We start from the raw sequence: 12,312 nt of genomic DNA, 5'->3' as shown, positions 1-12,312 counted from the left end.
TCGTACCGATGCGTGCGCATGAGCAGCCGATTCACCGACGAACCGAACGGTGTCCGAGTCCGCCGTTGAACGGAACGAACACGCCGATGGAGCCACCCAACACGGTCCCGCCCACAACCCGAAGGAGCCCACATGAACCTCCGTGTCTTTTCGCTGACCCTGGTCCTGACCTTTGTCTTGTTGGCCGCTTTCGCGGTCCTGAACTGGCCCGCCATGGCTGGGCCGTCCACATTGAATCTCGGGTTTGCCGACGTCAGCGCTCCGCTCGGCATGGTCATGCTGGTGTTCACCGCCGCCATCAGCGGTCTGTTTGTCGTCTACATCGTCCTGTTGCAGGCCAGCGTCATCGTCGAGTCGCGGCGCTTGACGAAGGAGGTCAAGACTCAGCGCGAGCTTGCGGATACCGCAGAGGCATCCCGCTTCACCGAGCTGCGCACCTTGCTGGAAGTTGAGCTGCGCAAGATCGAATCGCAGGGTGCAGCATCCCACCGCGAGTTCGGCGCTCGGATCGAGCAGTCGGAGCGGGGCATGCAGGACAAGCTGGCGGAAGCGACGCGCACGCTGTCGGCGTATCTCGGCGAGATCGAGGACAAGCTGGACCGCGCTTTGGTCCCGGCGCCTGAGCTGGTTGGCGCTCCGCAAGCGTCGCGCTGACAACGCCGGGTTTGCGCATCAACGCCGTTGCGTCACGGCTGCGTGCACGACCCGTCCGATGGTCAAGCCCTGGCCGATGATCGAGAACACGACGATGCAATAGGTCATTGCCAGCACAATGTTGCGCTCGGGGCCCGCGGGCAGGGACAGGGCCAGCGCGACCGAGATGCCGCCACGCAGCCCGCCCCAGGTGAGTACCCAGCCCGAGCCTTTCGGCAGCTTGAATGCGCGCTCCAGCAGGCTGACCGGCAGCCCGACCGTGAGGGCACGCGCGGCGAGGGTGACCGCCATCGCCAAGGCGGCCGCGACGAAGATGCTGACCGAGAAGTTGACCAGCAGCATTTCCATGCCGATCAGCACGAAGAGCACGGTGTTCAGGATTTCATCGACCAGTTCCCAGAACAGATCGATGTAGCGCGGCAACTTTCACCTGCACCGAGTTGACCGCACATGCCACGACCAACATCGGGGTGATCGAGAGGTTCCTGCCGGTGAGGTTCGATGTCGCGCCGGGCGATGCCAGTTCGTGCGTGCGGGTCTTAGCCCCCCCGCTGCACCCGCGGCGACGACAGCGGCCCCCAATGGCAGCGGCGAGCAGCCGGCGCTGGCCAGCAGCTGCCAGCTCCGCAGCGCCAGCCAACCGGGACCGGCAGGCGCCTCAACCCCGAGTAGGTGGGCGCCTCGTCGATCAATTCGCCGACGAGCCGCGCCCGCCCATCGCGAGTCGTCAAACGATTGAGAGAAGCAATCATGTAGGGAACCCCAATACCCCCTCCCTGTATTGACATGGTGGGGGTCGTTGGTCCGAGTCCAATCGCGCCTATCAACATACCTCGAAGAAGCAAGGGCCTGGCAGAAATGCCGGGCCCTTTGTCTTTGGTGATACGGAAAAAGTACGAAAAACGACGATGCAGAGAAGGGGCTCAGTGCCGGGATTCGCTCAGCTGCGAAGGTACTGTCCAGTGATCGCGTCACGAATGGGTGTGGGACCTTCCAGGGTTCCCCCTGGTGCGTCAAGGACGCCTGCCAAAGCTGCGCCAAAGTACCCTAGGACCTGCTGCGTCGTCGTGGCTGCTGGCATACCGTGCGGGTTCGCGCTTGTTGATACAAGGGCTGTGCCTGCTGCACGGCAAAGCGCCGCTGCCGGAGCGTGTGCGGTCACCCGAACCGCCACGCCGCGGTGTTCGCCGACAAGCCATGGCGGCGTGCGGGCACTGCGCGGAGCAACCCAGGTGAAGGGGCCCGGCCAACTCGCGCGCATCTCCGCATAGCGCTCCGCGCTGAGGAGACCGGTGTCGACGTATGGTTCGACGCGAGACCACTCGGCCCCTAGCAATAGAGACCCCTGTCCCTCGGGGCGGGCCTTGAGTTGAAACAACGCCTCGACGCTGTCGCGACGGCGCGGTTCGGGCGAGGCGCGCGAGGCCCCCTTGCCCGCGCGCCGCGCCTGCCAAGCCGCGTTCACACCGGAGCGCCAGACTCCGGGTCTACAGCCGTTGGCGCCGCCGAGCGGCCAAGGACCGGCCAGGCAGGCGCCCGGAGCACTTGCGGCGGTGGGGCGAGCAGGGTGGCAGCGGGGGGGGGGGGGGAGAGCGTCATCGCACAGTCGAATTCGGCGAAAGTGAGATCCGCACCGTGGTCGGCAAGGCTGCCGCGCGTGTGCGGATCATTCCTCGCTTGCAGCGAGGACGAAGGCGATCTGTGGCTCGGTCGATGCAGGGGCCGTCAGGGCATCGATCACCCCCGTGCCAGGATGCCCCGGAAGGTATGCGGCGCGCAGGCGGGAAAACCCCTCCGAGGCCGCCGAAGCGTGCTCACTAGAATCTTTGTGCCCTGCACAACAAAGTCTCCCCGGAGCGCACCGAATGCCTGCAACCCGTCGATCTGCCAAGGCCTCTCCCGAGGCGGCTGCCGCATCGCAGCACGACGAGGCCGCTGTGCGCGTGCTGAAGAAGTATCCCAACCGGCGCCTCTACGACACGCAGTCGAGCAGTTACATCACCCTGGCCGATGTCAAGCAGATGGTGATGGGCGGGGAGTCCTTCGTCGTGCGCGACGCCAAGACTGGCGAGGATCTGACGCGCAGCATCCTGCTGCAGATCATCCTCGAGGAGGAGACCGGCGGCGTGCCCATTTTCAGCACGCAGATGCTCTCGCAGATCATCCGCTTCTACGGCCATGCGATGCAGGGCATGATGGGTTCGTACCTGGAGAAGAACCTGCAGACCTTCACCGACATCCAGCAGCGCTTCGCCGAGCAGTCCAAGGGGCTGTACGACCCGAAGGCAATGAACGCCGAGTTGTGGGCGAAGTTCCTGCAAGGCCAGGCGCCGGTGATGCAGGGCCTGATGGGCAATTACCTCGAGCAGTCCAAGAGCATGTTCCTGCAGATGCAGGAGCAGATGGCCAAGCAGGCCGAGTCGCTGTTCCCGGGCATGCCCGGCTTCACACCACCCAAGCGCTGAGCGCCCGGCGCCGGGCTGCGGCGACGCGAGAGCGGGCCCGAAGCTCATCGGCGAAAATCGCCGCATGACCGACATTGCTCCTGCCGCTTCCGCCGCCGCGCCGAAGATCGGCTTCGTTTCGCTGGGCTGCCCCAAGGCGCTGACGGACTCCGAACTCATCCTCACGCAGCTGCGCGCCGAGGGCTACGAAACCTCCAAGACCTTCGCCGGCGCCGACCTGGTGATCGTCAATACCTGTGGCTTCATCGACGACGCGGTGAAGGAGAGCCTGGACACCATCGGCGAGGCGCTGGCCGAGAACGGCAGGGTGATCGTCACCGGCTGCCTGGGCGCCAAGGCCGGGGAGGGCGGCGCCAACCTGGTGCGTCGGATGCACCCGAGCGTGCTCGCCGTCACCGGCCCGCATGCCACGCAGGAGGTGATGGATGCGGTGCACGTGCACGTGCCCAAGCCGCACGATCCGTTCATCGACCTCGTGCCGCCGCAGGGCATCAAGCTCACGCCGAAGCACTATGCCTATCTGAAGATCAGCGAGGGTTGCAACCACCGCTGCAGTTTCTGCATCATCCCGAGCATGCGCGGCGACCTGGTCTCGCGGCCGATCGGCGACGTCCTGTCTGAGGCGCAGCGCCTGTTCGAGTCGGGCGTGAAGGAACTGCTGGTGATCAGCCAGGACACCAGCGCCTACGGCGTCGATGTCAGGTATCGCACCGGGTTCTGGGACGGCATGCCGGTGAAGACGCGCCTGTCCGAACTGTGCGAGAAGCTCGCGCTGCTGGCCGAGCGCCACGGCGCCTGGGTGCGGCTGCACTACGTCTATCCCTACCCGCATGTCGACGAGATCCTGCCGCTGATGGCCGGCGGGCGCATCCTGCCCTACCTCGACGTACCGTTCCAGCATTCGCACCCCGACGTGCTCAAGCGCATGAAGCGCCCGGCCAGCGGCGAGAAGAACCTCGAACGGCTGCAGCGCTGGCGCGAGATCTGCCCGGAGCTGGTGGTGCGCAGCACCTTCATCGCCGGCTTCCCCGGCGAGACGGAGGAGGAGTTCGAGCACCTGCTCGGCTTCATGCGCGAGGCGCAGATCGACCGCGCCGGTTGCTTTGCCTACTCGCCCGTGGAGGGTGCGGCGGCGAATCAGCTGCCCGGCATGCTCGAGCCCGCCTTGCGCGAGGAGCGCCGCGCGCGCTTCATGGCGGTGGCCGAGGAAGTGTCGGCGGACAAGCTGGCGCGCCGCGTCGGCGCGACGATGCAGGTGCTGGTCGACGAGGCGCCGGCGCTCGGCCGGCGCGGTGGCCTGGGCCGCAGCTACGCCGATGCGCCGGAGATCGACGGACGCGTGCGCCTGCTGGCGCCGGAGAAGGCCTCGAAGACGCTGAAGGTGGGCGAGTTCACGCGCGCGCGCATCGTCGCCGCGGAAGGCCACGACCTCGTTGGCGCACCGGTGTGAGCACGATGGCGACGAAGAAGCCCGATCCGGCCACGACGCTGATCCATCATCCCTACCGGCCGCCCGCGGGCTTCGCCGCGCCGCAGCCAGGGGTGTACAAGGCCTCGACCGTGATCTTCCCGAGCGTCGCGGCGCTGCGCGCGCGCAACTGGAAGTCCAAGGCCGGCTATACCTACGGCCTGCACGGTACGCCCACCACCTTCACGCTGGAGGAGCGCATCGCCACGCTGGAAGGCGGCTTGCAGACGCTGCTCGTGCCCAGCGGCCTGGCGGCGATCACGCTGGTCGACATGGCGCTGCTGAGATCGGGCGACGAAGTGCTCATTCCCGACAACGCCTACGGCCCGAACAAGGAATTCGCGCGCAACGAACTCGCCGGCTGGGGCATCACGCACCGCTTCTACGATGCGACGGATCCGGCCGCGCTGGCCGCGGCGATCGGCCCCGCGACGAAGCTGGTGTGGCTGGAGGCCGCCGGCTCGGTGACGATGGAGTTCCCCGACCTGCGCGCCCTGGTGGGCATCGCGCGCGAGCGTGGCGTGCGTGTGGCGCTGGACAACACCTGGGGTGCGGGCATCGCCTTCGACGCCTTCGATCTCGGCGACGGTCTCGGGGTCGACATCAGCTGCCACGCGCTCACCAAGTACCCCTCCGGCGGCGGCGACGTGCTGATGGGATCGGTGACCACGCGCGACGAGGCGCTGCACCTGCAGATCAAGTTCACCCACATGCGCACGGGCTGGGGGGTGGGCGCCAACGACGTCGAGGCGGTGCTGCGCTCGCTGCCCTCGCTGCCGCTGCGCTATGCGGCACAGGATGCGACAACACGGTCGCTCGCCCGCTGGTGGCAGGGGCGCCCGGAAGTGGCGCAGGTGCTGCACCCGGCGCTGCCGGGCTCGCCGGGACACGAGCACTGGGCGTCGAGCTGCCGCGCCGCGGCCGGCCTGTTCTCGGTGGTGTTCGACGAGCGCTTCAGCCTGGCGCAGGTCGACGCCTTCGTCGACGCGCTGCGCCTGTTCAGGATCGGCTACTCCTGGGCTGGGCCGGTGAGCCTGGCGGTGCCGTACACGCTGGCGACGATGCGCGAGCGGCCGGCCTGGACGGGCACGCTGGTGCGTTTCTCGGTCGGGCTGGAGGCAGCGGCCGACCTCATCGCCGACTGCGAGCAGGCGCTCGAGCGAGCGCTGGGCGTCTCAGGCCTTGGCTGAGACCTTGTGCCGCATGAGGCGGCCCTTCTCGCGTTCCCAGTCCTTCTTCTTCTCGGTCTCGCGCTTGTCGTGCTGCGCCTTGCCCTTGGCCAGCGCGATCTCGACCTTCACGCGGCCGCCCTTGTAGTGCAGGTCCAGCGGCACGAGGGTGAATCCCTTCTGCTCGACCTTGCCGATCAGCCGCCGGATCTCCTCCTTGTGCATCAGCAGCTTCTTGGTGCGATCGGCCTCCGGGTGCACGTGGGTGGACGCGCTGCGCAGGGCATTGATGCGGCAGCCGATCAGGTACAGCTCGCCGTCGCGGATCAGCACGTAGCCGTCGGTCAGCTGCACCTGGCCGGCGCGAATCGCCTTGATCTCCCAGCCGTCCAGCACGATGCCGGCCTCGAAACGCTCCTCGATGTGGTAGTCGTAGCGGGCGCGGCGGTTTTCGGCGATCGACATGGAGTCCAGTTGAGGCCGAGGGCGGCCAATACAATCTGATCATTGTATGAAGCACGTGAAGAAGTCGGTCTTGCTGTGGTACTCGCCGCGCGAGATGTACACACTCGTCACGGGCATCCCGGACTACCCGGACTTCCTGCCGTGGTGCGAACGCGCCGAGGTGCTCGAGCAGCACGACGGCGGCATGACGGCGCGGCTGCACCTCGCCTACGCCGGCGTACGTCATGCGTTCACCACGCGCAACGCGCATGTGCCCGACGTCTCGGTCGAGGTGGATCTGGTCGACGGTCCGTTCTCGCTGCTCGAGGGAAGCTGGCGCTTCAGCGCGCTGGCCATGCCGGGCGACGACGAGGCGCAGGCTTGCCGCATCGATTTCGACCTGCGCTACGCCTTCAGCAGCAAGGCGCTGGAGGCGGTGGTCAGCCCGGTGTTCGACCGCGTCGCCAACACCTTCGTCGATTCCTTCGTGCGGCGCGCCGAGGAAGTCTATGGCCCCCGCTGAGACGCTGCGCGTCAGCGTGGCCTACAGCCCGGGCGCCGGAGTGGTCGACGAGTCGGAACTCCGTGTGCGTTCCGGTGCCACGCTGATCGACGCCATCCGCGCCAGCGGCGTGCTGGAGCGCCATGCCGAGCTCGACATCGCGCAGGCGAAGCTGGGCATCTGGGGCCGCGTGCAGCCGCCGGACACGCCACTGCGCGAGAGGGACAGGGTCGAGATCTACCGATGCCTGCGGGTCGACCCGAAGGAGGCGCGTCGACAGCGCTATCGCAAGACGGGCAGGTCGGGGAAGCCGGCAGAGAGCGACCGCACGGCCCGCCGCAGCGGCTGAGTGGGCTACTTCGCGCAGTCGGCGTTGACCATGTCGCGGGCGCGCTTGAGCTCCTCGGCGCGCATGGTGTCGTCGATGACCTCGCGTTCGCCCTTGTCGTTGACGCGTGCCATGCGCATGCCGCTCTCGAGCGTGCGGATGTGTTCGCGGGCGCGCTGGCAGTTCTCCGCCTTCGCGGCGGCGACGCGCTGCTCCTCGGCCTTGACCTTGGCGGCCTGTTCCTGCTCGGCCTTCTTGCGCTTGGCCTCGAGTTCGGCATCCACGTTCTTCGGCACGAGCAACGGCGCCGATGCGGCCGGGGCTGGCAACCCCGCCGGAGTGGCGCGCAGCGTGTTCTGGTTCGGGCGTTGCAGGATGTCCCTGTCGGCCACGCCGGACGGCGGCGGCAGGTCGCTGTACTGGATCTGGCCGTTCGCGCCGCGCCATTTCCATTGCGCAGCGGCCGGCTGCGCCAGCATGGCGCCCAGCAGGGCGAGCGAGATGACGGCGAGACTGCGACGCATGGCAGGCGACTTCTGCATTGACAACGATGGCGCAGTTTAGCGGCGCGCCCCGGCCTCGAACTGCGCAATCGGTCACAAAGCGTGCCGTACTGCGCGATCCGTATAATTCGCTTTTGCGTCTGGAGCTTTCCTCATGCGCCTTCTCGGCAAAGCGCTCACCTTCGACGACGTGTTGTTGGTGCCCGCCTTCTCCCAGGTGTTGCCGCGCGACACCTCGCTGGCCACCCGGCTGACCCGAAACATCCAACTGAACATGCCGCTGGTGTCCGCTGCGATGGACACCGTCACCGAGGCGCGCCTGGCGATTGCCATCGCCCAGGAGGGCGGCATCGGCATCGTGCACAAGAACCTCACGCCCAAACAGCAGGCGGCCGAGGTGGCACGCGTGAAGCGCTACGAGTCGGGCCTGCTGAAGGACCCGATCACCATCTCTCCCGGCGTGCCGGTGCGCCACGTCATGGAGCTGTCGAAGCAGCACGGCATCTCGGGCTTCCCGGTGGTCGACGAGGGCCGCGTCGTCGGCATCGTCACCAACCGCGATCTGAGGTTCGAGACCCGGCTCGACGCGCCGGTGCGCGAGATCATGACGCCGCGCGAGCGCCTCGTCACGGTGCGCGAGGGCGCCTCGCTGGCCGATGGCAAGGCGCTGATGCACCAGCACAAGCTGGAGCGCGTGCTGGTCGTCAACGATGCCTTCGAACTGCGCGGTCTGATGACGGTGAAGGACATCACCAAGCAGACCAGCTTCCCGAACGCCGCGCGCGACGCGCAAGGCAAGCTGCGCGTCGGCGCCGCGGTCGGCGTCGGCGAGGGCACCGAGGAGCGCGTCGACCTGCTCGCCAAGGCGGGGGTCGACGTGCTGGTGGTGGACACCGCCCACGGCCACAGCGCCGGCGTGATCGAGCGCGTGCGCTGGGTGAAGAAGAACTACCCGCAGGTCGACGTGGTCGGCGGCAACATCGCCACCGGCGCGGCGGCGCTGGCGCTGGCCGAAGCCGGTGCCGACGGCGTCAAGGTCGGCATCGGCCCGGGGTCGATTTGCACCACCCGCATCGTCGCCGGCGTCGGCGTGCCGCAGATCACCGCGATCGACAACGTCGCCCGTGCGCTGGCCGGCTCCGACGTGCCGCTGATCGCCGACGGCGGCATCCGCTATTCGGGCGACATCGCCAAGGCGATCGCTGCCGGTGCGCACACGGTGATGATGGGTGGCATGTTCGCCGGCACCGAGGAGGCGCCCGGCGAGATCGTGCTGTTCCAGGGTCGCAGCTACAAGAGCTACCGGGGCATGGGTTCGATCGGTGCGATGCAGCAGGGCAGCGCCGACCGCTACTTCCAGGACAACACCGGCGCCAATCCGAACGCCGACAAGCTCGTGCCCGAGGGCATCGAGGGCCGCGTCCCCTACAAGGGCTCGATGGTCTCGATCGTCTTCCAGATGGCCGGCGGCCTGCGCGCGTCGATGGGTTACTGCGGCTGCGCGACCATCGAGGAGATGCGCAGCAAGGCCGAGTTCGTCGAGATCACTTCGGCCGGAATTCGCGAGAGCCACGTCCACGACGTGCAGATCACGAAGGAAGCGCCGAACTATCGGCTGGATTGAGAGCGTTCGTGAGCCAAGCCGTTCCGGCCACACCAAAGCGAGGGCCGCGGCAGGCCGCGATGCCCTTCATCATGCTGACGGTGCTGATCGACATGCTGTCGGTCGGCCTGATCATCCCCGTGCTGCCGACGCTGGTGGGCCGCTTCACCAGTTCCCCGACGGAGCAGGTGGCCTGGTACGGCGTGATCGCCTTCACCTACGGCTTCGCGCAGTTCGTCGCCTCGCCGGTGCTCGGAGCGCTGTCCGACCGCTACGGTCGCCGGCCCGTGCTGCTGATCGGCTTCTGTGGCCTGGCCATCAACTTCTTCGTCACCGCGATGGCCGCGGCGCTGTGGATGCTGATCGCCTCGCGGCTGGTCGGAGGGGCGATGCAGGCCAACGCCGCGGTGGCCAACGCCTACGTCGCCGACATCAGCAGCCGCGACGATCGCGCCAAGCGCTTCGGCATGCTCGGTGCGATGTTCGGCATCGGCTTCATGCTCGGCCCCGTCCTTGGCGGCCTCCTCGGCGCGATCGATCTGCAGTTGCCGTTCTTCGTCGCCGGCGCGCTGGCGCTGGCCAACCTGGCCTACGGCTGGTGGGTGCTGCCGGAGTCGCTGCCTCGCGAGCGGCGCCGCCCCGTCGCGCTGAAGGCGCTCAATCCGGTGGCCTCGCTGTACGGGCTGGCGCGCCTGAAGGGCGTGGGCCTGCTCGTGGCGGTGATTGCCTGTGCAGGGCTGGCACAGTTCATCCTCTACACCGTGTGGGTGCTGCATGGCAGCCTGAAGTTCGGCTGGGGGCCGAAGGAAAGCGGCTGGTCGCTGTTCGTCATCGGCGTGATGTCGGTGCTGGTGCAGGGCTTCCTGCTCGGCAAGTTGCTGAAGGTGTTCAGCCCGCAGCGCCTGGCCCTGCTCGGACTGCTGTCGTCGACCGTGGCGTTCGCGCTGTGGGGTGCGGCCTGGCAAAGCTGGGTGGTGTTCGCGGTGATCGTCGCCAACGTGTTCGGCTTCACCACCGCCTCGTCGATCCAGAGCATCGTTTCCAGCGCGGCCGACGCCAGCCAGCAGGGCGAGGCCATGGGTGCGGTGAGCTCGCTGAACAGCCTCATGGCGGTGCTCGCCCCGATGATCGCCACGCCGCTGCTCGGCGCCGTGTCCCACTTCCCGCAGGGCGACTGGCGCATCGGCGCACCGCTGTACTTCTGCGCTGCGCTGCAGGCCGTCTCGCTGGCCCTGGCCTGGCTGCACTTCCGATCCTCGCGGCACACCGTGTCCGAACCGCCGGGCGCGCCGGCCTCCTCCTGAGCTGCTGCCATCCATGCACGACAAGATCCTCATCCTCGACTTCGGCTCCCAGGTCACGCAGCTGATCGCGCGGCGCGTGCGCGAGGCGCATGTGTACTGCGAGATCCACCCGAACGACATCAGTGACGCATTCATCCGCGAGTTCTCGCCCAGAGGCGTCATCCTTTCGGGCAGCCACGCCAGCACCTACGAGGAGCACGAACTGCGCGCGCCGCAGGCGGTGTGGGAACTGGGCGTGCCGGTGCTGGGCATCTGCTATGGCATGCAGACGATGGCCGCCCAGCTCGGCGGCAAGGTCGAGTGGAGCGACCATCGCGAGTTCGGCTACGCCGAGGTGCGCGCGCGCGGCCACACGAGGCTGCTCGAGGGCATCCAGGACTTCGCCACGCCCGAGGGGCACGGCATGCTCAAGGTCTGGATGAGCCACGGCGACAAGGTCACCGAGCTGCCGCCCGGCTTCAAGCTGATGGCCTCCACGCCGAGTTGCCCGATCGCCGGCATGGCCGACGAGGCGCGCGGCTACTACGCGGTGCAGTTCCATCCCGAGGTCACGCACACGCTGCAGGGCCGCGCCCTGCTCGAGCGCTTCGTGCTGGAGATCGCCAAAGCGAGGCCCGACTGGATCATGCGCGACCACATCGCCGAGGCGGTGGCGCGGATCCGCGAACAGGTCGGCGACGAGGAGGTGATCCTCGGCCTGTCGGGTGGCGTCGACTCCAGCGTCGCCGCCGCGCTGATCCACCGCGCCATCGGTGACCAGCTCACCTGCGTGTTCGTCGACCACGGTCTGCTGCGCCTGAACGAGGGACGCATGGTGATGGAGATGTTCGCCGGCCGGTTGCACGCGAAGGTGGTGCATGTGGACGCCAGCGAGCAGTTCCTCGGCCACCTGAAAGGCGTGACCGACCCCGAGCAGAAGCGCAAGATCATCGGCCGCGAGTTCGTCGAGGTGTTCCAGGCCGAGGCGAAGAATCTCAGGTCGGCCAAGTGGCTGGCGCAGGGCACGATCTACCCCGACGTCATCGAGTCGGGCGGCGCCAAGACCAAGAAGGCCACCACGATCAAGAGCCACCACAACGTCGGCGGCCTGCCCGAGACGCTGGGCCTGAAGCTGCTCGAGCCGCTGCGCGACCTGTTCAAGGACGAGGTGCGCGAACTCGGCGTGGCGCTCGGCCTGCCGCACGACATGGTCTACCGCCACCCGTTCCCCGGGCCGGGCCTGGGCGTGCGCATCCTCGGCGCGGTGAAGCGCGAGTACGCCGAACTGCTGCGCCGCGCCGACGCGATCTTCATCGAGGAACTGCGCATGGCCATCGACGAGCACTCCGGCAAGAGCTGGTACGACCTGACCAGCCAGGCCTTCGCCGTCTTCCTGCCGGTGAAGAGCGTCGGCGTGATGGGCGACGGCCGCACCTACGACTACGTGGTGGCGCTGCGCGCCGTGCAGACCAGTGACTTCATGACAGCCGACTGGGCCGAACTGCCCTACACGCTGCTGAAGAAGGTGTCGAGCCGCATCATCAACGAGGTGCGCGGCATCAACCGCGTGACCTACGACGTCTCGAGCAAGCCGCCGGCGACGATCGAGTGGGAGTAGGGGGGCCGTTTAAAAGCAACAACTTACGAGGCTCGTTGATGATTCGGGAATCGAGCGTCAACGAGTCCTGGTTCGTTGATTCATGTGGACTTTTTCGGCGCGACGGTCGCAGCGATGTCGGTTGTTGTGACGGTAACGCGGCCATGGGCCGCGCAGTCACGGCTTCGAGTCACGCTCGCTGCCCAGTCGCTCCGGAACCGACGGTTCGGTTCGTTGTGGCGCTCCGGACGCGCGGCGCCAGCTCGGCCAGGGCGGCGGTCCGCGACCGGCGCGAT

13 protein-coding genes are annotated in these 12,312 nt (G+C 67.7%); 9 read left to right on the top strand and 4 right to left on the bottom strand.

Going from position 1 to position 12,312, the window contains the following annotated elements:
• Window positions 1-132 precede the first annotated feature (132 nt).
• A complete protein-coding gene (locus Q0599_RS12285; protein ID WP_298829825.1) occupies window positions 133-654 on the top strand; it encodes a LapA family protein in 522 nt (173 codons plus the stop codon).
• An 18-nt stretch (window positions 655-672) separates the two neighbouring features.
• Here Q0599_RS12285 and Q0599_RS12280 read toward each other — a convergent pair whose 3' ends face one another.
• Together Q0599_RS12280 and Q0599_RS26185 are read right to left on the bottom strand one after the other, a co-directional pair.
• Window positions 673-1,077, bottom strand: coding sequence for a hypothetical protein (locus Q0599_RS12280; protein ID WP_298829824.1), 405 nt, complete (start codon window positions 1,075-1,077; stop codon window positions 673-675).
• A gap of 517 nt (window positions 1,078-1,594) precedes the next feature.
• On the bottom strand, window positions 1,595-2,119 hold the full coding sequence (locus tag Q0599_RS26185; protein ID WP_367180939.1) for a Sua5/YciO/YrdC/YwlC family protein: 525 nt from the start codon (window positions 2,117-2,119) through the stop codon (window positions 1,595-1,597).
• A 400-nt stretch (window positions 2,120-2,519) separates the two neighbouring features.
• On the opposite strand from Q0599_RS26185, the gene phaR reads away from it, so the two are divergent.
• The 3 genes from phaR (at window position 2,520) to Q0599_RS12265 (ending at window position 5,777) form a co-directional block, all read left to right on the top strand.
• The gene (gene phaR, locus Q0599_RS12275) at window positions 2,520-3,119 is read left to right on the top strand and encodes a polyhydroxyalkanoate synthesis repressor PhaR (RefSeq protein ID WP_298829823.1); all 600 of its coding nucleotides are present in this window, start codon (window positions 2,520-2,522) and stop codon (window positions 3,117-3,119) included.
• A 64-nt stretch (window positions 3,120-3,183) separates the two neighbouring features.
• A complete protein-coding gene (gene rimO / locus Q0599_RS12270; protein ID WP_298829822.1) occupies window positions 3,184-4,569 on the top strand; it encodes a 30S ribosomal protein S12 methylthiotransferase RimO in 1,386 nt (461 codons plus the stop codon).
• Between the two features lie 5 nt (window positions 4,570-4,574).
• Entirely contained in the window at window positions 4,575-5,777 is a 1,203-nt protein-coding gene (locus Q0599_RS12265; protein WP_298829820.1) for a PLP-dependent transferase, read from the top strand.
• On the opposite strand, the gene smpB is transcribed toward Q0599_RS12265, so the two are convergent.
• Window positions 5,763-6,221, bottom strand: coding sequence for an SsrA-binding protein SmpB (smpB, locus tag Q0599_RS12260; RefSeq protein ID WP_298829818.1), 459 nt, complete (start codon window positions 6,219-6,221; stop codon window positions 5,763-5,765). The two genes, Q0599_RS12265 and smpB, sit on opposite strands and share 15 nt — an antisense overlap.
• 46 nt (window positions 6,222-6,267) lie before the next feature.
• Here smpB and Q0599_RS12255 point away from each other — a divergent pair, with 46 nt between their 5' ends.
• Window positions 6,268-6,723: a type II toxin-antitoxin system RatA family toxin gene (locus Q0599_RS12255; protein ID WP_298829816.1), complete on the top strand. Its 456-nt coding sequence runs from the start codon at window positions 6,268-6,270 to the stop codon at window positions 6,721-6,723.
• Window positions 6,710-7,051, top strand: a complete 342-nt coding sequence (locus tag Q0599_RS12250) for an RnfH family protein (protein ID WP_298829815.1) — start codon at window positions 6,710-6,712, stop codon at window positions 7,049-7,051. Before Q0599_RS12255 ends, Q0599_RS12250 begins: the two co-directional genes overlap by 14 nt.
• A 5-nt stretch (window positions 7,052-7,056) precedes the next feature.
• Here Q0599_RS12250 and Q0599_RS12245 read toward each other — a convergent pair whose 3' ends face one another.
• Window positions 7,057-7,554 (bottom strand): DUF4124 domain-containing protein, encoded by a 498-nt coding sequence (locus Q0599_RS12245; protein WP_298829814.1) that lies wholly within the window; start codon window positions 7,552-7,554, stop codon window positions 7,057-7,059.
• 133 nt (window positions 7,555-7,687) lie between these two features.
• Between Q0599_RS12245 and guaB the strand changes: the two genes are divergently transcribed.
• The 3 genes from guaB to guaA are packed head-to-tail and all read left to right on the top strand — an operon-like array spanning window position 7,688 to window position 12,037.
• Window positions 7,688-9,157 (top strand): IMP dehydrogenase, encoded by a 1,470-nt coding sequence (gene guaB / locus Q0599_RS12240; protein WP_298829812.1) that lies wholly within the window; start codon window positions 7,688-7,690, stop codon window positions 9,155-9,157.
• A 59-nt stretch (window positions 9,158-9,216) separates the two neighbouring features.
• The gene (locus tag Q0599_RS12235) at window positions 9,217-10,440 is read left to right on the top strand and encodes an MFS transporter (RefSeq protein ID WP_298829810.1); all 1,224 of its coding nucleotides are present in this window, start codon (window positions 9,217-9,219) and stop codon (window positions 10,438-10,440) included.
• Between the two features lie 13 nt (window positions 10,441-10,453).
• On the top strand, window positions 10,454-12,037 hold the full coding sequence (gene guaA / locus Q0599_RS12230) for a glutamine-hydrolyzing GMP synthase (RefSeq protein ID WP_298829809.1): 1,584 nt from the start codon (window positions 10,454-10,456) through the stop codon (window positions 12,035-12,037).
• Window positions 12,038-12,312 lie beyond the last annotated feature (275 nt).

The sequence above is a fragment of the uncultured Piscinibacter sp. genome (assembly GCF_937952055.1).
Classification (GTDB): domain Bacteria; phylum Pseudomonadota; class Gammaproteobacteria; order Burkholderiales; family Burkholderiaceae_C; genus Piscinibacter.
This window is presented reverse-complemented; position numbering and strand designations above follow the sequence as displayed.